Here is a 22,943-nt window from a genome sequence, read left to right on the forward strand (position 1 = left end):
ACTTTACCCTGATTTTTCCGGTAGCGGGAAGACACGGCGGATAGTGGTCAAAGCGCATGACGCTCCTTCCCGCGCCACAACGTTACCTCTAAAAATCATTATTTTTTGATCACATTACCATTGGACTGACCAATGCGGCGACAAGCCGTTTTTTCCTGAGAGAAACGCAAACATCACTCCATGCCAAAGGCGTTTTATGCGAAAATTGCGCGTCAACAGGCCAGGAAAAAGTTACGCGTGAAACAGGATCAGAATACGCCCTTACGGGAAGATGTGCGTTTGCTCGGGGAAGAGCTCGGTGCCGTGCTGCGTGAGCATGCGGGAGAGGAACTGTACGATACGGTCGAAACCATTCGACAGGCCGCAGTGGAAAGCCGCGGCCAGGGCGAAATGCCCGTAGGAAGACTGCGGGAATTACTCGCTCCTCTCGACGACGACACCCTGCTCAAAGTCGCGCGCGCCTTCAGCCAATTCCTGAATCTTGCCAACATTGCCGAGCAGCGCCACCGCGAACGCCTGCATCGCCAGCATGTACGTTACCCTGGCGACCCGGATACCGACCAGAGTTTGCGCCAGGTCCTGCAGGCCGTGGAGCAGGCAGGCACGCCAAAAGAAGCCGTACAGCAAGTGCTGCAACGCCTGTCGGTGGAGCTGGTCCTCACCGCACACCCGACTGAAATTACCCGTCGAACACTCATCAACAAGTACGACCAGATAGCCGACCTGCTCGCTGGACTGGATCGACCGGACCTGACCGAAGAGGAAGGTGCGGAGCTCCGCCGCCAACTGCACCAGCGAATTTTGTCGGCGTGGAGCACCGACGAGATTCGCCGCGAACGCCCGACCCCGGTCGACGAGGCCAAATGGGGCTTCGCGACTATCGAGCAATCCCTGTGGCAAGCTGTGCCGAGGGCCATGCGCAAGTTCGAAGCGGAGTTTGCCCGCGCCGGCATCGATGCACCCGCTTCCGGCTGGGTGCCGATCCGTTTTGCGTCCTGGATGGGCGGCGATCGGGACGGCAACCCCAACGTCAAGGCGGCGGTAACCCGCGAAGTCTTGCAGCTCGCGCGCTGGATGGCCGCTGATCTGTATCTGCGGGATATCGACAACCTGCTCGCCGACTTGTCCATGCACCGCGCCAGCGATGAGCTTCTCGCCCGCACCGGTCCCAGTAACGAGCCCTACCGTGTGCTGTTACGGGAAGTACGCGAGCGCCTGCGCGTCACCCGCGGCCAGATGGAAGCCCGCGTGGCCGGTCGGCCGGATCCAAAAGGAGACGGCTACAGCAAGGGCGAACAGCTGGCTGAAGAGCTGCGGCTTATCGATCGCTCGCTGCGCAGTGTCGGCCTGGCAGACATCGCCAACGGCCTGCTCAGCGACACCCTGAGACGCCTCAACTGCTTTGGCATCACCTTGCTCAAACTGGATATCCGCCAGGAATCCACCCGCCATGCCGCGGCAGTGGATGCCATTACCCGCTACCTCGGCCTCGGGAACTACATCGAATGGGATGAAGCCCGCAAGCAGCAGTTTTTGCTGGCCGAACTGGAAAGTCGTCGCCCATTGGTCGATGCGGCTTTCTATCGCAGCGAATTCTGTGATGAAGAAGTGCAGGAGGTACTGGAAACCTGTGAGGTTATCGCCGAACAGGGCTCCGAGGGGCTGGGTGCCTACGTTATCTCCATGGCCAAGACCTCGTCCGATGTGCTCGCGGTCATGCTGCTGCAGAAGATTGCCGGCGTGCGGAAACCGATGCGCGTCGTACCGCTCTTTGAAACCCTCGATGACCTGAACAACTCCGGCGACGTCATGGGCGCCCTGCTGGATATTCCCCTGTATCGGGAGCGGGTCGCCGACGGCCAGGAAGTGATGATCGGTTACTCCGACTCAGCTAAAGATGCGGGCTTCCTGGGCGCCGCCTGGGCCCAGTACCGTGCACAGGAGCGCCTGGCCAACCTGTTCCACGACAATGGCGTCCCCCTGACACTGTTCCATGGCCGGGGTGGCTCCGCCTCTCGCGGTGGCGCACCAACCCGTATGGCCCTGCTGTCCCAGCCTCCTGGCGCTGTCGATGGCCGCATCCGGGTTACCGAACAGGGCGAAATGATTCGGGTGAAATACGGGCGCCCATCCCTGGCGGCCTACAACCTGGAGCAGTACATCGCCGCCACGCTGGAAGCGACGCTGCTACCACCTACTCAGCCAAAACCCGAGTGGCGTGAAGAAATGGAGCGCCTGACCCAGATCTCCGTGGGCGCCTATCGGGATGTGGTACGTGACGATCCCTCGCTGGTGGCTTACTTGCGCACCGTCACCCCGGAAACCGAGCTCAGTCGTCTTGCCCTCGGCAGCCGCCCTGCTCGTCGTAAACCCGGCGGCGGCGTGGAAACCCTGCGGGCCATCCCCTGGGTCTTTGCCTGGACCCAGATCCGCCTGATGCTACCGGCGTGGCTCGGCACCGGGCAGGCGCTCGAACACGCATTGGAAAACCCGGACGATGTGAAAATCCTGCGGGAAATGAGCGAACAGTGGCCGTTCTTCGAGAATACCGTCGATATGCTGGAAATGGTTCTGGCCAAATCCGATGCCCGTGTCGCCGCCTGGTATGAAGAGCGCCTTGCGAACGATCCTGAATTGTTCCGACTGGGTAAAGCTCTGCGCGAACACCTGACCCATACCGTTGCCGCGCTGAAGCAACTCACAGGCCGCGACAGCCTGCTGGATAACAACCCGGTTATGCGCTGGTCGATCCGCGTGCGCGACCCCTACACCGACCCACTGCACCTGCTACAGGCGGAGCTGATGGCCCGTCTGCGTGAACGTAATGAAGATCCGGTACTGGAAAGTGCCTTGATGGTGACCATTGCCGGTATTGCTGCGGGGATGCGGAATACGGGCTGAGTTACGTGGGTGGCGGCAGTGAGTTTTACGCTGTCGCCACTACCGGTGACCTACATCCAAATCTCGGCGCCCAAGTTACGCTAGAGAGTCTTAGAAGAAAAAACGAAAATCTACGCACTGGTTAGAGTTTGGCAACTGAACCAGTATGTCAAAATCTATCTAGATTAATAACTTTCATCATTGTGCAGACTGTAATGCATGGCAGGGTGTTTTCATCGCCAGCGTCTGACTCAATCAATATTATTTTTCAAACTTCAGAAAACGACACCCTAAGAACCATACGACTAAACCGAAGCGAACCCGTACGAGAACGGGCGACACCAGAGCGCGTTACAACGCGCGCTCTGTTGCCATAAATTCGATCAGTGCTGCGTAGTCCGCATCGGAGCAGTCAAAGCACAGGCCCCGTGGCGGCATGGCCTGGAAGCCGTTCTTGGCATTGGCGACGAGTACGTCCATGCCCTTATGCATTCGGACTTCCCAGGCCGCGACATCGTGGGTTTTGGGAGCACCGACGGTGCCGGGGGTATGGCAGGCATGGCAGCTGCGCTGGTAGGTCTCGAGCAGGGCTTTGCCGGAGAGCTGGCTTGCGGCTTGTGCGATCGCATCGACGACATCCGCTTGATCGGCACCTTCCTCTGCAGCGGGCTCGCTGATAGACAGGCGCGCCGCCATTTCCGGTGCGGCGGGAGAAGCGGATTCTGAAGCAGGGTTGCTGCCCTTGTCAGATGTACAGGCAGCCAGAAAAGTGGTGAGGCTAGCGGCCAGTATCAGGTTCAGGGTGGATTTCATTATGTTGTGCTCCCCTACAGACAGTGCATTGATTATCACTCTGTATCTGCAGTTGACGCAACTCCAGCGTGTGGGCTTCGAACAGGTGCAGTTTGCCCAGTGAAGCCAGGGGCAATCCCAGTATCCACTTGAGGGCCTCCAGTGCCTGCATGCTGCCCACCATCCCCAGTGCGGGGCCGATCACACCGGCAGTTTCGCAGTTCTGCGCAGGGGCATCACTCGTAGGCGAGAACAGGCAGGCATAGCAGGGTGAGACCGACTGGCGGAAGTCGAAGCTCACCAGTTGTCCGGCGAAACCCTGCACCGACGCCATAATGACCGGCGTACGGGTCTCGAGACACACGCGGTTAATCGTGTGGCGAATGTTCAGGTTATCGGTGCAATCCAGCACCAAGTCGACCTGTGGGGCCATATCGCGTAACCAGCTGGCATCAGCCATGCGCGCATGTGCATGCAGGCGGATTTCCGGATTGGCTGCGCCCAACTGCTGTGCGGCCATCTGGGCTTTGGGCTTGTCGCGGTGGTTGGTCTTGTACAGGATTTGCCGCTGCAGATTGGAAATTTCAACGCTGTCGCCATCGACCAGGTGCAGCTCGCCCACACCGGCTGCGGCCAGATACAGGGCCACCGGGCTGCCGAGGCCACCCAAACCGACGATCATCACCCGCGCACGGGAGAGCTTGCCCTGCCCCTCCTCGCCCACTTCGGGCAGCATGATCTGGCGGCTGTAGCGCTGGAACTCCCGTTTAGACAGCATCAAGCTCTCCCTGCGGCGTTAGTTGGGCTTGTTGGCTCTTGCCATTCCGGGCATTTTCCAACACACCCTCAAAGTGACGGACTGCCTGAGTGTAATCCTCTGCCGCTGTCACTGCACTCACCACTGCAATGCTACCGACACCGGTCGCGGCGACGAGCGGGGCGCGCTCCGCGGTAATACCACCAATGGCCACCAGCGGAGTGTCCTTCAGCAAGGTCGCCATACGGCCGAGCTTGTCGACCCCCTGCAACTGGCCACTCATATCCTTGGTACCGGTTGCGAAGATGGCACCGATGGCCAGATAGCTGGGGCGGTAGCGCCATGCCAGCAGCAATTCAAAAAAGCCGTGGGTACTGATCCCCAGGCGCAAACCCGCGGCCTTGATCGCGCTGAGATCTGCGGCTTGCAGATCCTCCTGACCGAGATGCACGCCGTAAGCGCCACACGCGATAGCCTCGCGCCAGTAGTCATTGATAAACAAACGCAGGTCGTAGCGCTGGCCAATCGCCACCGCACGCTGCACTTCCGCATGAATATCTGCCCCGGGATCCTTGATCCGTAACTGCAGCGTCCGCACGCCGAGCCTGGCCAGTTTTTCAATCCACTCCACCGAATCCACAACTGGATACAAGCCCAGCTGGTGCGTATCTACCGACGCGAAACCGGTGGCAAAGCTCGCACTATCGACGCCATCCAGCTCAGCAGCAAACAGACCGTAGGCCTCTGCTTCTGCATCCTGCGGTAACAGGATGCGAGGGAAGTCGTGCAAGTCGGTCGGCCAACCGCAGTGTCCGACTGGCCCGGCACCTGCACCGAGTGCACTACCGGTACCCAGCCGTAAACCCTTGTGCACATAAGCCTTGCCCACCATGCAGGCATCGCGCAGCGGGTATCCCTGCGCGAGCCCTGCGGCAATCGCAGAAGACAGGCTGCAGCCAGTGCCGTGGCTTGCCGTAGTCGGAATACGCTCTCCAATCAGCCAATAGTCCTGTGCACCGTCCCACAGATAATCCGCCGTGTCTTGTGCGCGAATCGGCGTGTGCCCTCCGGTCACCAACACTGCGCAACGATGCCCGGCACTGGCAATCGTGCGCGCCAGCTGACTCGCCGCTTCGGCAAGATCGGATGCATCATCGATGGACAGCCCTGTCAGCCATTCGAGTTCGGGTAGATTCGGAGTGACCAGATCACACTGCGGCAGCAGACGATTGAGCACGGCACTGCGGGTATCACCTTCGCTGAGCACAGAACCGCTCGATGCCACCGCCACCGGGTCATAAACCACTGATATTTGTCGCTTCTGCCGCAATGTTTGCAAAAAATCAGCAACGGCAGCGACCTGCTCACCATTCGCGAGCATACCGATCTTGATCGCAGAAGCCGGCAGATCGGATTCGAGCGCGGTCAGCTGGGAAAGCAGCACCTCAACAGGTACCGCATTGATAGCCTCGACGGCGAGGGTATTTTGCGCGGTATTGGCGGTAATCGCCGTGCAGGTATGACATTCCAGATCTGCCAGTGTCAGCAGGTCTGCCTGAATACCGGCGCCACCACCGGAATCGCTTCCGGCAATAGACCAGACGATGGGCTTCGCTGATCGAGATGCGTTAACTGTTTGCCTCATTCAGGCAATTCCCCCAAAAAATCACTCAGGCCCGCCAACCTATCGACATAAGAAGCCGATGAAAGATGGGCTGAAGGTAAAGTAGCGGGTTAGTTTTTTCGAAACCGTCGGCGACATGGACGTCGCCGCCGGAGCATACAGGGATGTACTTGCGCGTTTTCGAAAAAACTAACCCGCTGCTTTGCCGCCACAGACGTTGTTAGGAACAGACCATCGAGACCCCAAAGACTTTCCCGGGAACCCCGATCGTCTCGCTATTCAGCTGGCACTTCCGTCTGCTGCCAAAACGGCATGTCCAGCGTCGGCGTGCTCGGGCTCGCGGTTTGTTGTTTATGCATCAGCCCCGCTCGATAGGCACTGCGACCGGATTCAATCGCGCCGCGGAACGCACCCGCCATGGCAATCGGATCATGTGCTTTGGCCACAGCAGTATTCAGCAGTACCGCGTCAAAGCCCATTTCCATCGCTTCCGCCGCCTGCGACGGTGCACCGATACCCGCGTCGATAATGAGCGGTACATCCGGAAGACGGGAGCGCAGGGTTTGCAGGGCATATTTATTCAGCAGGCCCTGGCCGGTGCCAATTGGAGCGCCCCAGGGCATCAATACTTCGCAGCCCGCATCCAGCAAGCGCTGGCAAAGCACCAGGTCATCGGTGCAATACGGCAATACCTTGAAGCCACGACGCACCAGCTCTGCAGCGGCCTCGAGCAAACCGAACGGATCCGGCTGCAGATTGTAGTCATCGCCGACGACTTCCAGCTTGAGCCAGTCGGTCTGGAAAATTTCCCGCGACATTTCCGCGAGGTTCACCGCTTCCTTGACCGTCTTGCAGCCCGCCGTGTTGGGCAGCAGCTGGCAACCGGATGCCCGCACGAGATCCCAGAACACATTGTCACCCTGCTGAGCGGGGTTCTGCCGCCGCAATGACAGCGTCACGATTTCCGCCCCGGATGCGGCCACCGACTCACTCATGACTGCAGGAGAAGGATAGAGTGCGGTACCAATCAGAAAACGACTGGCAAATTCACGGCCATACAGGGACAGCTTGTCTTGGGTATGCATAGTGTTTTCCTGTGAGGGGCACGCCCCATCAACCTCCCACGACCGGAGCCACCACATCGACGTGATCCCCCGGGGCCACCCGAGTTTCTGCGTATTGCGCCCGCGGCACAAACTCGCCGTTAATGGCAACGGCAAAGGCATCGCCCTGGTAACCAGCTTCTTCCAGCAGGCTCACCAGCGGTTGGGCCTCGACCAGAGACCGGGACTCGCCATTGATCTGAACTTCACTCATATTGCTTCTGCTATCGCACATTGCTCGACTACCGCCCGCAGGGTGCGCTGCACCAACGCCGGGCCACACAGGTACCCATGGCGATAGAGGCCATTGGCCACAATTAATTTTTCACTCGCCCGCACAAACGGCACGTTATCGGCTGCCGCCGGACGCAGGTTGACGTTGGATTCCAGGATACGCGCCTCGGCAAATGCCGGATGCAAAGCGTACAGCGCTGAAGACAGCTCCATGGTGGAACGCAGGCTGATGGGTGAAAGATCTTCACTCTCGATTTCCGTCGCACCGATAACCGTTGTGCCATCCGGTTTGGACACCGCATACAGTTTGTAACGCGGGTGCATCAGGCGTACCGGACGCTGAAAGCCGACCTCGTTGGTCTCCACAACCAGCACTTCACCACGCACCCCGCGTAAATCCGCCTGCGACGGTTTCGCACCAAGCCCGCGACAATCAATCACCAGGTCGAAATCTTTGGCCACACCATCGGCGACCGCAATGATCTGCCCGGCAGCACACTCGACCGGCGCCTGCTCTATCAACGAGACTTCCAGCCGCTGCAATTCAGCCAGCAATACTCGCAGCAGATGGCGGTTATCGATATCGGCTTCATTGCGCAGGTAAAGACCGCCACTGAAGTGCGTCAGGTCGGGCTCGATCGATCGCACCGCCAGAGCATCCAGCGGCTCTACCTCACCGGCCTTGTCAGCGCCTAACGTGAGTAAGAGATCACGGCGGAATTGCTCCAGCAGGCTGGCGTCACGTTGATGTGCCACCACAAGGCTGCCATTGGCCCGATAAAACACCGGTGGCTGCACTCCGGCGAGTTCTTCAAGCCACACAGGCCACAGGGCCAGGCTTTCAAGGCCCATCTCGTACACTGGCAGTGGACTGTGCACGAGCTCGCTCAACGGCGAGATCATGCCCGCTGCGGTCCAACAGGCGCCTGCGGGTTCCGCAAGGGCACCCGCTTCAAACAGGGTTACCCGGGCGCCTGCACGTGCCAGCCGCCACGCGCACAGACGCCCCAGCAAGCCGCCACCGGCAATACCGATGTTTAGCCCGCTGGCGCTGGCCAACGCCTGGTCTGGATTCAACGCAACCACTTCCGGACTCCGGAGTTACCGCGGCCCATCAGGCCTTGTGGTAAATCTCACTGCCCATGTCCTTGAACTTGATCGCCATCTCTTCCATGCCCTGCTCTGCTTCCTGCTTCGCCGCCTCTTGTTTGGCAGCCTCTTGCTGGGCAGCAAAGTCACGGACGTCCTGGGTAATTTTCATGGAACAGAACTTCGGCCCACACATGGAACAGAAGTGCGCAACCTTGCCGGATTCCTTGGGCAGGGTTTCATCGTGGTAAGCGCGAGCGCGCTCCGGATCCAGGCCCAGGTTGAACTGGTCTTCCCAGCGGAATTCGAAGCGAGCCTTGGACAGTGCATCGTCACGCATCTGCGCGCGCGGGTGCCCTTTGGCCAGGTCGGCGGCATGCGCCGCGATCTTGTAGGCCATCAGGCCCTCTTTCACATCTTCCTTATTGGGCAGGCCCAGGTGCTCTTTAGGCGTCACGTAGCACAGCATCGCACAGCCGTAAGTACCGATCAGGGCAGCGCCGATGCCGGAAGTAATGTGGTCGTAGCCCGGAGCAATATCTGTGGTCAAGGGGCCGAGGGTATAGAACGGCGCGCCGTGGCAGTGCTTCAGCTGCTCGTCCATGTTCTCCTTGATCTTGTGGATCGCGACGTGTCCCGGACCTTCGATCATGGTCTGTACGTCGTGCTTCCAGGCGATTTCAGTCAGCTCTCCCAGGGTGTGCAACTCACCGAACTGGGCTTCGTCGTTGGCGTCGGCGATCGAGCCGGGACGCAGGCCATCTCCGAGCGAGAAGGTCACATCGTAGGCCTTCATGATCTCGCAGATATCTTCAAAGTGGGTGTAGAGGAAGTTCTCTTTGTGATGCGCCAGGCACCACTTGGCCATAATCGAGCCACCACGGGAGACAATACCGGTCGTACGGTTCGCTGTAAGCGGAACGTAGCGCAGCAGTACACCGGCATGGATGGTGAAATAGTCCACGCCCTGCTCCGCCTGCTCAATCAGCGTATCGCGGAACACTTCCCAGGTCAGGTCTTCGGCAATACCGTCGACTTTTTCCAGCGCCTGGTAAATCGGTACGGTACCAATCGGCACCGGGGCGTTACGCAGGATCCATTCGCGGGTTTCGTGAATGTTCTGTCCGGTAGACAGGTCCATCACGGTATCGGCACCCCACTTGGTACCCCACACCAGTTTCTCCACTTCCTCTTCGATGGAGGAAGTAATCGCCGAGTTACCAATGTTGGCATTCACCTTACACAGGAAGTTACGGCCGATGATCATCGGCTCCAGTTCCGGGTGGTTGATGTTTGCCGGGATAACGGCACGACCTTCTGCCACTTCACGACGCACAAATTCCGGCGTGATCTGCTCGGGAATGTAGATGCCGTCGCGCGCACGCTGATAGTCAGACTCTTTCAGCTCTTCGGCCAACTGGGCGCGACCCATGTTCTCGCGTACCGCAATAAACTCCATCTCCGGGGTGATAATCCCCTGACGGGCGTAGTGCATCTGTGACACATTCTTGCCCGCTTTGGCCTTGCGCGGAGACGGCAGTTTTTCAAAACGAATATGATCCAGCCCCTGGTCGGCCATACGCTGCTGGCTATACATAGCCTGGCGGGTATCCAGCTCTTCGGAATCATCACGGGCTTCTACCCACGCCTGGCGCAGGCGCGGCAGACCTTCACGAACATTCGGCTTGTAAGCCGGGTCGGAGTAAGGGCCAGCGGTATCATAGACACGCAGCGGTGGATTCGGCTCCAGCTGAGGATTCTTTTCGTCGCCACCGACAATGCTGTCACCCAGGCAGATTTCACGTGCGCCCACTTTGACGCCGGGGGTATCTCCTTCGAGATAAACCTTGCGGGAATTCGGGAAGGACTGCGCGGTGAGGTTTTCCAGAAACGACTTGGCGGAGTCGCGGCTGGCGGCCCGGCTGGACTTGGAAGCCTTTTGCGGCTGATCGGTATCCTGAGACATGCTGCCCCCTTGTTGTGGCAATTGTTATAGCGATGCTTGCTAACGCAAACATGGGTAACGCAATGCCCGGGGGAGAGAAAGGGATGCATGATACACAGCCCTACTTTGAGAAGAAGTTGTGCTGCTATGGTCCTCGCCCTCTTTCGATGGCGGCAGCCAGCAACTTCAGATCTTGTTTCCTACGCGGGGGTTACCCCGATCAGGTTCAACGGATCTCGCGAAAGCGATCTCAGCCCACAGGCACTCCGACAAGTGGTGCAGGAGTATAGACGAAGGGCTTGCCACTGAACAGGACACGCCAGTGGCAATTGTGAACCAAAACGCCAATTCAGTCGGATGTATTCTGGCGCTATGTGTTGGCTGTATCAGCTGCCGAGCGCGCGGCGCACCTCGACGATCGTCGCGACACCTTCGGGGTTATCGCCATGTACGCAGACAGAATCCGCCTGCAGTGCCAGCTGATTACCTTCCGCAGTGGTCACACTACCGGCAGCGATTTGGCGCACCTGGGCAATGATTTCCTGCGGATCCTTCAGCACCGCGCCAGGCTCGGAGCGAGGCTGCAATCGGCCGTCGTCGCCATAGCGACGATCCGCGAACGCCTCCAGCAACAGCTGGACGCCGCTCGCCTGAGCCAGCGCACGATGGTGGTCAATCGCCGGGGTGGCCATCAACATCAGGGGCAAGTCTTCACCCAGCTCGGCCATGGCAGACAAGATGGCTTTCAGCACCCGCTCATCTTTCATCATGTCGTTGTACAGGGCGCCATGGGGTTTGACGTAGTCGACCTGAATACCCTCGGCGGCGCACAACCCCTGCAACGCCCCCACCTGATAAATCACCATCGCGGTGATTTCATCACTGGAGCAATGCATTGAGCGTCGGCCAAAACCAACCAGATCGGGATACCCCGGATGGGCACCCACCGACACGCCCGAAGCTTTCGCCAGTCGCAGTGTCTGGCGAATACCCAGCGGGTCCCCGGCGTGGAACCCACAGGCAACATTCGCCTGATCGATAAACGGCATCACCGTGCTCTCATCGACAAGTTGCCAGTTACCGTAGCCCTCGCCCAAATCGCAATTGAGTTTCATCGCCGCCAGAATTCCTTTGCTTTTGTTTTGGCTAACCGCTGTGGCAAACCGTTCAGTTGCCTTTATCGCCCGGTAAAAAAGATACGCTGTTCGCGCAGCTTCGCCTGTGCTTCCGCCAGGGTACCCTGGCTGAAAAACACTTCTGTGCCCGGGCGCGCCTGCGCCAACCGATCCAGGTCGACCCGATATACATGACCGATTTTGGGGTAGCCACCGATTGTCTGGCAGTCTGCCATCAACACAATGGGCAGGCCATTACTCGGCACCTGCACCGCACCGGGTGCCACCGCTTCCGAAGTCAGGTTTCCGGGCACCTCCGCCATTGGAGTACCCTCAAGACGCACCCCCATGCGATCCGCCTGCGGTGACACCGTATAGGATTGCCGGAAGAAAGTCTGGCGCTGCGCCGCCGTAAATTGCTCGAACTGATTCGAGGGCACCAGGCGTAGCTGCACCGCATCCAGGTAGTCGCGGGTATATTTTGCCGGCGTCGCATTGAGCTGCTCTACCGCCCGGTGCGCAACAGGAAGCCGATCACCCGCCGCCAGCGAACGACCAACCACAGGATCAACACCACCGATCCCCGCGCCGGTACTGGTAGAGCGGCTCCCCCACACTTGTGGTGTACGAATACCGCCAGAAATGGCGAAATAGGCACGCACGCCGGTACGCGCAATGCTGGCTTCGAGCAAGCTGCCGGGGCCAGCCCGATGTGCAGACCAGTTTTGAAGGGGCTGACCGTCGAGGCGCCACTGACAGTCCGCCCCGGCAATCGCAAAGGTGCAGTAGTCGCCAAACCGCAGCGACAACTGCCCCAACGTCAGCTCCAGCACTGCGTCGTCCGCCTCATTCCACACCAGTCGATTGGCCCAGCTGGCGGCATGTGCATCGACGCAACCGCCAACGCTCACCCCCAGATGCTGCTGCCCACGACGCCCCTGATCCTGCACGGTGGTCAGGGGGCCGGTTTTCTCAACAACGAGATACTCAGTCATCCAGCACCCCTCCCGCGCTCAAATACGCCTCGCGGTCTACGGGCACAAATCGCACCCGGTCACCGGCAGCCAGCCGCACCTGCGGCGGGTTCGTGCTGCGATCGAACATCGGTAGAGGGCAGCGTCCGATCAGGTTCCAGCCGCCAGGCGATGCTTCCGGGTAAACCGCGGCCTGGGGTCCGGCAATGGCGACCGCGCCCGCAGGTACTTTGGTACGCGGGTTGTCGAGCCGCGGCACTTGCAATGGTTCGGGAGTACGCCCCATAAAGGCAAATCCCGGACGGAACCCCAGTGCATAGACCCGGTAATCGGCTCCGCTATGCAGGGCAATGGTTTCCTCAATACTGAGGCCGGCAAAGTCTGCAACACGCTCCAGATCCGGTGCCGCCTCTGCGCCATAATAAACGGGCAACTGGATCTCTCTGGCCGCTGCTGGTAGTTGCGCAACGCGCCCCTGATCAGCGCTGCTTTCCGCGAGCCGCATTAGCGTGTCGCAAAACGATCGGTAGTTGGTACAGGTGACGTCGTAATAGACCGTCAGGGAACAATAGGAAGGCACCACATCGGTGACCTGCTCGGACAACTGCTCGCGCACCTGCTGGGCCAGCCATGTGATACGCGCCAACGATTGCTCGTCATAGGTTTCGGCGAGGTAGACGGTGACAGATTCGTCACTGCTGTCGATGAGTTGCAACATCCTGTTGAGCGCTTACTTCTTTGACCAATGAATGGAACACCGTAGCCACAGGCAATGGCCGTCCCTTTCCGGCAACTATATCTGATTGCCGGAGACATCTGTAAACGGCTTCAATCGCTGACAACGATGGTTAATACCTGATACTCAGCATACGCTTTTCATGAAGCGCTGTGCAAAAAGCAACGTATCGTCATCGACTGTTGGGCACGAGCCTATCGCCGATAGGTGTAGCGGTCGGGCAGGAAAAGAAAATGCGCCCCCAAGGGTACCTTGTGCGGGGGCGATAGACAGAGCGGACTGCGAAGGCGTTAGCGCTTAGTGCGCCAGCCACTCTTCGGCTTCTTCGACGTCATCCAGATCAAAGGCCTTGATCTTGATGCCAGGAATAAACTTGCCCTCGACTTCACTGGCCACCTGGATCCAGTCCTGGTCCGCCAGCACCGCGGCCCGATCAAATTTGCCGATCAGGGCCAGCATTTTGGGCAGGCGCTTTAACTCTTCACCGATGGCGCCCAGAGTCGGCAGGTCAAACTCTCCGATGCGATACAGCATACGTCCGGATTCAATGCCTTCAGATTTCTCCAGCAAGTCATCCAGTGCCTGCTTCATCGCCTCGCGATCAAGCTTGCCGGAAAACTCGATATCCACCCGGTTGGGGCCACTGCGCTCTACCTTAAACATGACGGTCTCCTCAGGAACAATCACCACTGTCCCCAGTGTAAGGTCGACCACAGTGAACGGCTTGACCTGCATCAAGCCGTTCACCGGAAGAGAGCGGCGCTGGCGCTCAAATCACCAGAGTTTTCTGATGACTCATCTCACGCACGGCATAGCGGATGCCCTCCCGGCCAATGCCGCTTTGCTTCACTCCGCCGAATGGGAAGTGCTCGGCACGGAAGCCGGGACCATCATTCACCGCAAGCAAGCCAACTTCCAATTGATTGAACAGGCTGCGTGCCAGTGACAGGTCGTTTGTAAATACCCCTGCCTGCAGGCCGAACTCGGAACTGTTAACCAACGCGACCACTTCCTCAATCGCATCGAACACCCTCAGGGGTACCACCGGACCAAAAGTCTCGTCGGCCACCAGCTCTGCATCATCCGGCACAGACTCAATGATGGTCGGCCACAGCAGGTTACCCTCACGACGATGCCCATACAGCACTTTGGCGCCACGGGCGACCGCATCGCTGATACGCGTCTCCACCAGGTCCGCCGCCTGGCTGTGAATCACAGGCCCCACAAAGGTATCGTCCTCTGCCGGATTGCCGACTTTGAGTACTTCCGTTGCCGCAACCAGTCGCGCACTGAAGTCTTCGGCAATGTCCCGATGCAGGAATATGCGCTTGGCAGCGGTACAGCGCTGCCCTGCCGTCGCAAAGCGTTGGTTGATCACTGCGGAGACCGCCGCATCCAGGTTGGCATCCGGCATGACGATCACCGGGTCGTTACCACCCAGTTCAAACAGTAACTTCTTGAAGCCGGCGGCAGAGGCAATCGCATTGGCGGCCTGGGTACCGCCGGTAAAGTTGATCGCCTGTACCTGAGGATGCCCAACCGCATAGGCGGTCGCCTCGATATCCGGCACCAACATCTGTAACACCGAACGATCCATACCCGCCTGGTAGCAGAGGTCCACCAACAGGCGTGCAGAGCGTAAGTTTTGCGGACCGGGCTTGAACAGAATGGTATTGCCCGCCGCAAATGCCGGCCCGATCTTGTGCACCGCGATGTTGATGGGGAAATTAAATGGCGTGATGCACAGCACCGTGCCCAGGGGCTTCCATAGCACAACCCCGATACGCTCGCGCTGAGGCGGAAACGCGTCGGAATCCAGCGCTTCCCCACTGATACAGCGAGCCTCCACCGCACTACCGAGGACGGTATTGTAGGCCCGGTCGATTTCGATGCGGCTGTCACTGATGGTTTTACCGGTCTCCTCGGTAATCGTTGCCGCCAGTGCTTCTTTATGCTCGAGCAGTAGCCCCGCGAGACGATTCAAGATCGCTGCGCGCTCAAAAGCTGGGGTCGCATTCTGGATGCCGCGGCCCTCTACCAGCAGATCGATAGCCTGCCCGACTTCCTCGCGCGTATTGAAGTCATACTCTTCGATCAAGTCACCGGTATAGGGGTTGTAAATCTGATAGTCCGCCAAGGAACACCTCTACTGTTTGGTTTAGTAACTGCCGCTGGCCAGTTGATACAAAATCCGTACGCCGGCAATCAGTAATGCCAGGCGCATTAAACGAAAGAAAACCGTCGCATCCAGACGATTCAACATCGCCACACCAATTCTGGAGCCCACGATCGCCGCCAACGAGAGCAACAGGATCAAACCCAGATGATCGGCAAAGACGAAACCGAGATAAATGAAGGCCGGGATTTTCAGCGCATGGCACCACGCCTGCATGACCGATTTGTTGGCCACCACCTCTTGCGGGGACAGATCCCGACGCACGAAGAATGGCGCCAGATAGGGATCTACCGCGCCCGCCAGAATGCCGAGAGTACCGCCGCCAATACCCACCCAGAAATAGCCCTTGGGGCGCACACGGATTTCGGGCATCTGCTTCGGCTTGAATACGGTGTAGAACACGAGACCGGCCAGGAGGAGAAGCGGCAACGCCTTCCAGTCGACCTGCGCCAGACCGAGCGTCATCAGCAGAGCGCCCAGGCTGCAGCCAGCAAAAAACGGCAAACACATGTCCCAGCGGATATGCTGGCGCACGTAATAGATACGCGCGAGGTTATTCACCAGTTGCACCGCGCCATGGATCGGAACCAGGGCCCGCAACGGAATGACCATGTTCAGGGCGGCGAACATCAGCAGTCCGCCGGCGCCGCCGGTCACAGAAGAGATAAAGGCACTGACAATACAGGCGGCTAACAGCAGCGCCAGCGTCAGGCCCGAGAAGTCCGCCAGCTCCACAGAGGAATCCGCCCAGTTACACCATTTTCAGGGTGTGGAGTGTACAGCGGTTGATCCGGGGGACCGGGTAATCAGGGGTCGCCCAAATCGTTAATTGAGGACACCCCTTTGGGCAACGCAGGGGCTAATCCGTGCAGAAACGCCCTTCGGTATCCGTTTCCGGCAACACCGTGGTGGGCAATGACTTGGCGCCGGCATAAAACACCACAAGCTCAACAGGCCCCTCGACGGCGCGCCCCTTGTGCACCGTACGCATGACTTCAACCGCGGGCTGGCCGGCGGTCAAGATAACCTTCTTGCCATCTTTGGTTTCCACCTCGAGCTTGCCCTTGAGCACATATCCCATGGTGGGTACTGGATGGCAGTGATACGGGGACTCCTGCCCCTCTTCGAGGCGCAGCATGACCGAGCTGATCTCGACCTCGCCTTCCGGATAGGCGATGGCGCCGCCGTCCCAGGAGGTGGACGTCTTGAGGATCTCCTCCGCCATCAGCGGAGCAGACAACATCACTGAAAGACAAAGCGCGACAACAGCGCGCTGGATATTCTGGTACACCAACCTGTTCTCCCCCGGATCACATCCGCCACTGACGGTACAAACGCTCACTCAATCACTTCCACACCGCGCCAGAAGGCGATTCGGCCTTCAATATTTTTTGCGGCATCTTTCGGCGCAGGATAATACCAGGCCGCATCCTGGTTGGTCTGCCCGTCTACTTCCAGGTGGTAGTAATGTGCCTCGCCCTTCCAGGGACAACTTGTCCTGGTAGAGCTCGGCTGGAAAAACTCACAATTAATCGACTCCGCAGGAAAGTAGTGATTCGACTCAACCACCACGGTGTCATCTGTTTCTGCCAACACCTTGCCGTTCCAGATTGCCTTCATTGCCAGCCTCCTGATTGCCCGATCCTTATCCATTCAAACCTGATACTACAACAATCAACAGATGGATCACGACTTCAGAGCGGCTTTCCCCGCGCGCCAATCCGAACCCAGATGAACCCCGTACTATCCTGAAATGACGGCGCTTTTCAGGAGGCAGGAATCGTGTTGCACCTTGCGCGTTTTTATTTCGTATTGATGGGTATTTTGGGAGCGACCATGGCGTCGGCAATTGAAACACCACGGCACACGGTGGTTCAGGAGTACCCTGAGTTCGAGCTTCGGCGGTATGCACCGCAGATCGTCGCAGAAGTGGAGGTTGCCGCCACGTTCGAGAATGCGAGTGGCCAGGCATTCCGTGCCCTGGCGGACTACATCTTCGGCAACAACCTGAGCCAGAAGAAAATGCCAATGACCGCGCCGGTCCAACAGCAGCCCAGTGAAAAAATCGCCATGACGGCCCCCGTTACGCAGCAGCCAACGGGACAGGCCAGTGACAATGGCAGGCAACGCTTCCGCGTGAATTTTTTCATGCCCGCGGAATACACCATGGACACATTGCCGAAGCCCAATAATCCGGCTGTCACCCTGCGGGAAATCCCTGAACGGATGATGGCGGTGCGACGCTACCGTGGCGGCTGGAGCCAGAAACGCTATCGTGAAGAAGAAGACACCTTGTTGCGGGAGATTCGCGCTGCCGGACTGAAACCCCGCGGCACGCCTATCTTTAACCGCTACAACTCGCCCTTCTCGCTGCCAGTCATGCGCATCAACGAAGTCGCGATCGAGGTGGAACCGACCGAGTAACCCCTGAGACAACACGGAGCGCCAGCTTGTACCGCCTGCATAACGCCATTACGTTCTCGCAGCGAATACATCGCTGGCGGTAAAGACAGTCTCAGTGCGGTTCCATGCCCGTTAAGGATCGAACGCTCGTTCAAACCGACAACCGTCGGGCAACCTGGCTCGAGCTGTTCTTCGACCTGGTCTTTGTCGCCGTCATCAGTGCCGTTTCCGAGGACCTTGCCAGCACGGTGCAGGGGCATCTCACCCTGGATCAATTACTGCGCTTCCCGCTGGTGTTCATTCCCGTGTGGTGGATATGGATGACCCACACGCTCTACTCCAACCGGTTCGACCAGGATGACCGCACCCATCGCGTTGTTGCCCTGTTGATTATGGCGCTGGTGGTCGTGCTGTCGACCTATTCCGAACAAAGTCTGGATGGGAAATTCGACCAGTATGTGACCACCTATGTGGTGATTCGGTTGATTCTCGCAGGGATGTACTTCGCGGTTTATCGAAAAGACCAAGAGCGACTGCGATGCGCCCAATTTATTGGCAGCGCGATCACCGTTGGTGCGCTGGTCAGCGGTGCTTCGCTGTTTCTGGAAGGCGCCACTCAATATGTGGTGTTTTATCTCGGTATCGTCATCGATATTTCCTGGCAGGGCATCCTGCGCCACAACGCTTCCAGGCACCCCGTACACCGCTCACACCTGGTTGAGCGCATCGGCCTGATGATCATCATTCTGCTGGGCGAATCGGTCATGACGATCGTGGGCAGTCTCTCCCAGGTAGACTGGACACCGCTGCGGGTTGCCGCCGCCGTCAGCGGCTTTGCCATGGTCTGGGGTTTCTGGTGGATCTATTACGATGCATTTCCGTTACTGGAGCGTGCTTCGCGTCTCTCTTCGGGCAACCTGCTGACGCTGTCGCACCTGCTGCTGTGCATTGGCCTGTTGCTGCTGGCGGACATGATTCATTACACCATCATGGATGACCTGAATCGCGTCACGTTTGACCGACTCGCGATTGGCGGCATGATCGTCTTTTATCTGGGCAAGCAAATGCCCTACTGGCAACTGTTCCCGCCCTGGCGAAAGGGCATTCTGATCAACTCAATGATCGTGCTGACCATTACCCTGGCCAGTACCCTGCTCCCCAATATCCAGTATTCCCTGATGGGTATCAGCGCGGCGTCACTGATCTACGTCCTGTTGTCATTCCGAATGTTCCGACGCTGCCCCGTCAAAGATCATCTGATTCCACGAAACCGGGAAGTCTGACGGGTACCAGGTTCACCCCGCCCTTCCATTTCTTCACCGGCAGACTCCATAATCTACCTAACCGACGATCACCACCGGTGAAGTGTCAGCTGGGAGAGCAGAGAATGTGCAGCGTATTTGACGTAGACGACCACGCTGGGATGGAGCGCTTCCTGGAAGAAATCGGTACCGAGCACCCGCAAAACCTGATTCTGGGCAGGCGCCGTCGTCCGACACAGAAAGTCTCCATCATTACCGGGCGCCACGGGTTTCCCGATCTGGAGAACGCGATCTGGCACCTGTATCTGGAACGCGATGGCGACGGCTGGAAACCCCACAAGAAATACTGGTCGATCAATTCCAACTGGAAAAAGTTGCCGACGCGGCCGGAATACCGCAAATCCCGCTGCCTGATTCCTGCCACTGCGTGGGTCGAATCCCAGCGTGGTGAAAACCCGGTGGAATTCAGCTACGGAGCACCATTCTTCTTTTGCGGGCTATACAAAACCTGGGGGGATCTGCTGAGCTGCGCAATCATCACCCTCGATGCCCACCCGTCAACCCGGCAATACCACGAAAAGAGCCTGCCGATGATTGCCCCTCAGGATACCGGGTTCATCGAAGAATGGCTTTTTGGCGGTGAGGATACCAAAGCGTTCGAACATTACCTGATCCCGTCCATCACCCGAACAGGCCACCACCTCACGGTACAGCCCCTGGTGAGGGCAACCTCAACGGAATATCGCGGCGAGAAGCAACCGGTGGAATCAAACCCGCCCCTGCTCTAGCGGGGCGGATCTTCCCACTAAATAAATTTCAGGTTGAAGATATCTTTCAATCCGGACAGTACAAAGGTTGGCAGCGCCGCAATCGTGATAACCATCAGCAAATGCTTGGGAGTCAATGGTACCGTGCCAAAAACCAGATTACCGATAGGCGTATAGACCACCAATAAGGACAGGCAGGCCGCGATACCCACTGCCATTAACAGATAGCGATTGGTAAAAGGATTGGCGTGATAAAGCGTTGAAAAGGTACGCGCATCAAAAATATGCCAGAGCTGGGCAAAAATCAGCGTGGTAAACGCCAGGGTTTGCGCGTACTCCAACGGTCGCCCACGCCCCAGGGCGAAATCAAATAACCAGTAACTGATCCATCCCAGCGCCAACCCCCGAATGACAATGCGCGCACCAAGGTTATCGGCAAAAAAGCTTTCATCGCGGCTGCGCGGCAGGCGATCCATCACATCGGGCTCCGCCGGTTCCAAACCTAGGGCAAGGGCCGGTATACCATCACTGATCAGGTTGATCCATAACACCATCAGGGCGGTAATCGGCAACAACGGATCATCCCCCATCAGCATAAATGCAAACAGAATGACCGAAACTTCCGCGACGTTGGCGGTGAGCGCCTGGCGGATGAACTTGCGGATGTTGTCGTAGATACGCCGACCTTCCGATACCGCCGCCACAATCGTGGAAAAGTTGTCATCCAGCAGCACCAGATCCGCGGAATCTTTGGCGACGGCGGTTCCGGCAATGCCCATGGCCACGCCAATATCCGCATTGCGCAGCGCGGGTGCATCATTGACACCATCTCCCGTCATGGCGACAACCTGATCATTGGCCTGAAGTGCCCTGACGATTCGCTGCTTGTGCTCAGGTGATACCCGGGCAAAGACAGAAGCATGGGGCACCACATTTTGCAGCTCGCGGTCAGATAGTCCATCCAGCTCTGCGCCGGTAAACACCAGGTCCTCCTCACTGCGCCGGATACCAATTTCTTCCGCAATCGCGCGGGCGGTCGCTGCATGATCACCGGTGATCATGATGGTTCGCACTCCGGCGCTCCAGCATTCGGCCACCGCATCAATTACCTCGGGTCGCGGTGGATCCATAATGCCGTGGATACCCAGCAATACCATCTGCTGCTCAATGTTTTCAGCAGCGGGGCCATCTTCTGCAGCGCTGACCTCGGCGGAATCCAGCGTGCGGTATGCGATGGCCAACGTACGCAATGCGCGTTCGCCAAATGAAGAAATGGCTTTTTCCACACTCCCCCGAGACTCGTCGTCGACGGATACCTCCTGCCCGTCACGCCGCATCTTTACTGCCCGCGTTAACACGACATCCGGTGCACCTTTGGCGGCGAGCAAGTGTGCACCTTGTGGTGTCCGCACAATGACACTCATCATCTTGCGTGTGGAATCAAACGGGAACTTCTTGATGATCGAGTAGCCTTCACTCAGAAGCTGCTCCCGAGAAAGTCCCGCTTTGGTGGCCGCCACCAGTAAGGCGCCTTCCGTGGGGTTGCCCTGAATTGCCGGCAGACCATCACGCGTGGTCAGCGTGGCTTCGTTGCACAGCGCAGAGATGATAAGGGCCAGTTTGAGGTCGGGATCCTTCTGTGGATCGACTTCTTTTCCGTCCCCCGCCACAAAAGTCCCCTGCGGGTTAAACCCCTGGCCGTTCACCCGCCAGTAAGCGCCCCCTGCCCAGATCGCCATTACCTGCATCTGGTTCTGTGTCAGCGTGCCGGTCTTGTCTGAACAAATCACCGAAGTAGAACCCAGTGTCTCGACCGCCGACAGCTTGCGCGCCAGTGCATTGCCTCTGGCCATTCGCTGCGAACCCATCGTTAAAACAATGGTGACAACTGTGGGCAACCCTTCTGGAATTGCCGCAACGGACAAGGATATGCCGGTATTCAGCATCTCCATCAAGTCCATGCCATGCAGGATGCCAATACCAATAATCCCCGCCACTACGGCGAGGGCAGCGCCAACGAGAATGTGCGAGAGCTTGCGGATACGCTGTTGTAGCGGCGTCATCGGCTCCTCGGCAGACGCCATGAGATGCGCAATTTTGCCCACCTCGGTATCCATGCCCGTGCCAATCACGATACCCACGCCTGTCCCGGCCGTGATAATGGTGCTGGCAAAACCCAGATTAAATTGATCCCCCAGTGGCACCCGATCAGGTTGAATGACTTCCACCTCTTTGTGCACAGGCTCGGATTCCCCGGTCAGTGCCGCCTCGTCCACCTGAAGATTGTTCGACTCAACGATGCGGACATCGGCAGCAATGATGTCACCGGTGTTTAAGCGCAGGATTTCCCCCGGTACCAGCGCCTCCGCGGGCACATCCACCCACTGACCAGAGCGGCGCACAAATGCGCTGGGCGCGGCCATCCCCTTCAGTGCGGCCATCGACTTGGCGGCGTTGAATTCCTGCACAAAACTGATGGTGGCGTTTATTAATACGATGACGGCAATCGCAATGGCATCGACAACGTGATCGGCATAGAAAGAAATGGCTGCGCCGATCATCAGCACGATCAGCAGGGGGTTTTTGAACTGTTCCAGGAAGAGCGCAATGGTCGACTGCCGTCGCACTTCGGCGAGCTTGTTGGGACCAGCCGAACGCAGCCGGTCCTCCGCCGCTGGCGCACTGAGTCCCTGTTCCACATCGACATCCAGCTCTGAGAGCGTGTCATCGACTGACCGCTGAAACCACGCTTTTTCCATAAGGGGATTTCTCTGGCTAAATCCGGCAATCCATGGCATACAATGCTTTCGGCGAACTCAGGATAGTTCAGGCTGAGGGCAAAGGAGGCCCGGCAACTGATCAATGTTTGCTCAACTTTTGACAGTTTTGCGCAGCCCCACTGGAATCCCGCCGGGCATCACCCGGAGCCCGCTGTCATCCTGTCGCCAAAATCATCCATTTCGTCCAAAAAGTTTTTCGAGCCCTGCATCCAAACGTGCAACCCGCATAGTCAATAGAAACGATGGCCACGGGCATCTACCGCTGATCCGACTCTTTCCGGCTTATTCACAGCGGCAGCCCATAGC

The 22,943-nt window shown here is 58.3% G+C and carries 20 protein-coding genes and 1 riboswitch; of the genes, 4 read left to right on the plus strand and 16 right to left on the minus strand.

The window, feature by feature from the left end; translation table 11 throughout:
* Positions 1-237: 237 nt before the first annotated feature.
* Positions 238-2,901 carry a phosphoenolpyruvate carboxylase gene (gene ppc, locus ACXAD0_RS14445; RefSeq protein WP_475089244.1) on the plus strand — a complete coding sequence of 888 codons (2,664 nt, stop codon included), beginning with the start codon at positions 238-240 and terminating at the stop codon, positions 2,899-2,901.
* Between the two features lie 330 nt (positions 2,902-3,231).
* Here ppc and ACXAD0_RS14450 read toward each other — a convergent pair whose 3' ends face one another.
* From ACXAD0_RS14450 to ACXAD0_RS14520, 15 genes are all read right to left on the minus strand, one after another.
* Complete coding sequence (locus ACXAD0_RS14450; protein ID WP_475089246.1) at positions 3,232-3,693, minus strand: c-type cytochrome; 462 nt, start codon at positions 3,691-3,693, stop codon at positions 3,232-3,234.
* Complete coding sequence (locus ACXAD0_RS14455) at positions 3,659-4,450, minus strand: HesA/MoeB/ThiF family protein (RefSeq protein WP_475089248.1); 792 nt, start codon at positions 4,448-4,450, stop codon at positions 3,659-3,661. The genes ACXAD0_RS14450 and ACXAD0_RS14455 overlap by 35 nt, the downstream gene beginning before the upstream one ends.
* Positions 4,440-6,074 carry a thiamine phosphate synthase gene (gene thiE / locus ACXAD0_RS14460; RefSeq protein ID WP_475089250.1) on the minus strand — a complete coding sequence of 545 codons (1,635 nt, stop codon included), beginning with the start codon at positions 6,072-6,074 and terminating at the stop codon, positions 4,440-4,442. The genes ACXAD0_RS14455 and thiE overlap by 11 nt, the downstream gene beginning before the upstream one ends.
* Before the next feature lie 254 nt (positions 6,075-6,328).
* Positions 6,329-7,138, minus strand: coding sequence for a thiazole synthase (locus ACXAD0_RS14465; RefSeq protein WP_475089252.1), 810 nt, complete (start codon positions 7,136-7,138; stop codon positions 6,329-6,331).
* 28 nt (positions 7,139-7,166) lie between these two features.
* Positions 7,167-7,370, minus strand: a complete 204-nt coding sequence (gene thiS / locus ACXAD0_RS14470; RefSeq protein ID WP_475089253.1) for a sulfur carrier protein ThiS — start codon at positions 7,368-7,370, stop codon at positions 7,167-7,169.
* Entirely contained in the window at positions 7,367-8,476 is a 1,110-nt protein-coding gene (locus tag ACXAD0_RS14475) for an FAD-dependent oxidoreductase (RefSeq protein WP_475089255.1), read from the minus strand. The genes thiS and ACXAD0_RS14475 overlap by 4 nt, the downstream gene beginning before the upstream one ends.
* 28 nt (positions 8,477-8,504) lie before the next feature.
* The gene (thiC, locus tag ACXAD0_RS14480) at positions 8,505-10,445 is read right to left on the minus strand and encodes a phosphomethylpyrimidine synthase ThiC (RefSeq protein ID WP_475089256.1); all 1,941 of its coding nucleotides are present in this window, start codon (positions 10,443-10,445) and stop codon (positions 8,505-8,507) included.
* Between the two features lie 159 nt (positions 10,446-10,604).
* Positions 10,605-10,703: riboswitch (TPP riboswitch) on the minus strand.
* 107 nt (positions 10,704-10,810) lie between these two features.
* Complete coding sequence (locus ACXAD0_RS14485; protein WP_475089257.1) at positions 10,811-11,539, minus strand: 5-oxoprolinase subunit PxpA; 729 nt, start codon at positions 11,537-11,539, stop codon at positions 10,811-10,813.
* 62 nt (positions 11,540-11,601) lie between these two features.
* Positions 11,602-12,534: a 5-oxoprolinase subunit C family protein gene (locus tag ACXAD0_RS14490; protein ID WP_475089259.1), complete on the minus strand. Its 933-nt coding sequence runs from the start codon at positions 12,532-12,534 to the stop codon at positions 11,602-11,604.
* Positions 12,527-13,231, minus strand: a complete 705-nt coding sequence (gene pxpB, locus ACXAD0_RS14495) for a 5-oxoprolinase subunit PxpB (protein ID WP_475089261.1) — start codon at positions 13,229-13,231, stop codon at positions 12,527-12,529. Before pxpB ends, ACXAD0_RS14490 begins: the two co-directional genes overlap by 8 nt.
* A gap of 315 nt (positions 13,232-13,546) precedes the next feature.
* Positions 13,547-13,912 carry a SpoIIAA family protein gene (locus ACXAD0_RS14500; RefSeq protein ID WP_475089262.1) on the minus strand — a complete coding sequence of 122 codons (366 nt, stop codon included), beginning with the start codon at positions 13,910-13,912 and terminating at the stop codon, positions 13,547-13,549.
* 106 nt (positions 13,913-14,018) lie between these two features.
* On the minus strand, positions 14,019-15,386 hold the full coding sequence (gene safD, locus ACXAD0_RS14505) for a sulfoacetaldehyde dehydrogenase SafD (RefSeq protein ID WP_475089263.1): 1,368 nt from the start codon (positions 15,384-15,386) through the stop codon (positions 14,019-14,021).
* Positions 15,387-15,407: 21 nt separating this feature from the next.
* Positions 15,408-16,160 carry a TSUP family transporter gene (locus tag ACXAD0_RS14510; protein ID WP_475089264.1) on the minus strand — a complete coding sequence of 251 codons (753 nt, stop codon included), beginning with the start codon at positions 16,158-16,160 and terminating at the stop codon, positions 15,408-15,410.
* A gap of 124 nt (positions 16,161-16,284) precedes the next feature.
* On the minus strand, positions 16,285-16,767 hold the full coding sequence (locus ACXAD0_RS14515; protein ID WP_475089265.1) for a cupin domain-containing protein: 483 nt from the start codon (positions 16,765-16,767) through the stop codon (positions 16,285-16,287).
* On the minus strand, positions 16,764-17,045 hold the full coding sequence (locus ACXAD0_RS14520; RefSeq protein ID WP_475089267.1) for a DUF427 domain-containing protein: 282 nt from the start codon (positions 17,043-17,045) through the stop codon (positions 16,764-16,766). The genes ACXAD0_RS14515 and ACXAD0_RS14520 overlap by 4 nt, the downstream gene beginning before the upstream one ends.
* A 162-nt stretch (positions 17,046-17,207) precedes the next feature.
* On the opposite strand from ACXAD0_RS14520, the gene ACXAD0_RS14525 reads away from it, so the two are divergent.
* The 3 genes from ACXAD0_RS14525 to ACXAD0_RS14535 all read left to right on the plus strand — a co-directional run bounded on the left by ACXAD0_RS14525 (position 17,208) and on the right by ACXAD0_RS14535 (position 19,878).
* Positions 17,208-17,849, plus strand: coding sequence for an SOUL family heme-binding protein (locus ACXAD0_RS14525; protein WP_475089268.1), 642 nt, complete (start codon positions 17,208-17,210; stop codon positions 17,847-17,849).
* 104 nt (positions 17,850-17,953) lie between these two features.
* Positions 17,954-19,111: a low temperature requirement protein A gene (locus ACXAD0_RS14530; protein ID WP_475089270.1), complete on the plus strand. Its 1,158-nt coding sequence runs from the start codon at positions 17,954-17,956 to the stop codon at positions 19,109-19,111.
* Positions 19,112-19,215: 104 nt separating this feature from the next.
* Complete coding sequence (locus ACXAD0_RS14535) at positions 19,216-19,878, plus strand: SOS response-associated peptidase family protein (RefSeq protein WP_475089272.1); 663 nt, start codon at positions 19,216-19,218, stop codon at positions 19,876-19,878.
* A gap of 17 nt (positions 19,879-19,895) precedes the next feature.
* Here the strand turns inward: ACXAD0_RS14535 and ACXAD0_RS14540 are convergent, their stop codons facing one another.
* Positions 19,896-22,616 (minus strand): cation-translocating P-type ATPase, encoded by a 2,721-nt coding sequence (locus ACXAD0_RS14540; protein WP_475089274.1) that lies wholly within the window; start codon positions 22,614-22,616, stop codon positions 19,896-19,898.
* Between the last annotated feature and the right edge of the window lie 327 nt (positions 22,617-22,943).

The organism is Microbulbifer sp. ABF4_148, from assembly GCF_056158985.1.

What these genes read in the sequence shown, in the direction of transcription:
- ACXAD0_RS14520 (WP_475089267.1), bottom strand. Translation starts at nt 17,045, where the DNA reads ATGAAGGCAATCTGGAACGGCAAGGTGTTGGCAGAAACAGATGACACC.
- ACXAD0_RS14465 (WP_475089252.1), bottom strand. Translation starts at nt 7,138, where the DNA reads ATGCATACCCAAGACAAGCTGTCCCTGTATGGCCGTGAATTTGCCAGT.
- ACXAD0_RS14455 (WP_475089248.1), bottom strand. Translation starts at nt 4,450, where the DNA reads ATGCTGTCTAAACGGGAGTTCCAGCGCTACAGCCGCCAGATCATGCTG.
- ACXAD0_RS14530 (WP_475089270.1), top strand. Translation starts at nt 17,954, where the DNA reads ATGCCCGTTAAGGATCGAACGCTCGTTCAAACCGACAACCGTCGGGCA.
- thiC (WP_475089256.1), bottom strand. Translation starts at nt 10,445, where the DNA reads ATGTCTCAGGATACCGATCAGCCGCAAAAGGCTTCCAAGTCCAGCCGG.
- ACXAD0_RS14500 (WP_475089262.1), bottom strand. Translation starts at nt 13,912, where the DNA reads ATGTTTAAGGTAGAGCGCAGTGGCCCCAACCGGGTGGATATCGAGTTT.
- thiS (WP_475089253.1), bottom strand. Translation starts at nt 7,370, where the DNA reads ATGAGTGAAGTTCAGATCAATGGCGAGTCCCGGTCTCTGGTCGAGGCC.
- ACXAD0_RS14450 (WP_475089246.1), bottom strand. Translation starts at nt 3,693, where the DNA reads ATGAAATCCACCCTGAACCTGATACTGGCCGCTAGCCTCACCACTTTT.
- ACXAD0_RS14540 (WP_475089274.1), bottom strand. Translation starts at nt 22,616, where the DNA reads ATGGAAAAAGCGTGGTTTCAGCGGTCAGTCGATGACACGCTCTCAGAG.
- ACXAD0_RS14490 (WP_475089259.1), bottom strand. Translation starts at nt 12,534, where the DNA reads ATGACTGAGTATCTCGTTGTTGAGAAAACCGGCCCCCTGACCACCGTG.
- ACXAD0_RS14485 (WP_475089257.1), bottom strand. Translation starts at nt 11,539, where the DNA reads ATGAAACTCAATTGCGATTTGGGCGAGGGCTACGGTAACTGGCAACTT.
- thiE (WP_475089250.1), bottom strand. Translation starts at nt 6,074, where the DNA reads ATGAGGCAAACAGTTAACGCATCTCGATCAGCGAAGCCCATCGTCTGG.
- ACXAD0_RS14535 (WP_475089272.1), top strand. Translation starts at nt 19,216, where the DNA reads ATGTGCAGCGTATTTGACGTAGACGACCACGCTGGGATGGAGCGCTTC.
- pxpB (WP_475089261.1), bottom strand. Translation starts at nt 13,231, where the DNA reads ATGTTGCAACTCATCGACAGCAGTGACGAATCTGTCACCGTCTACCTC.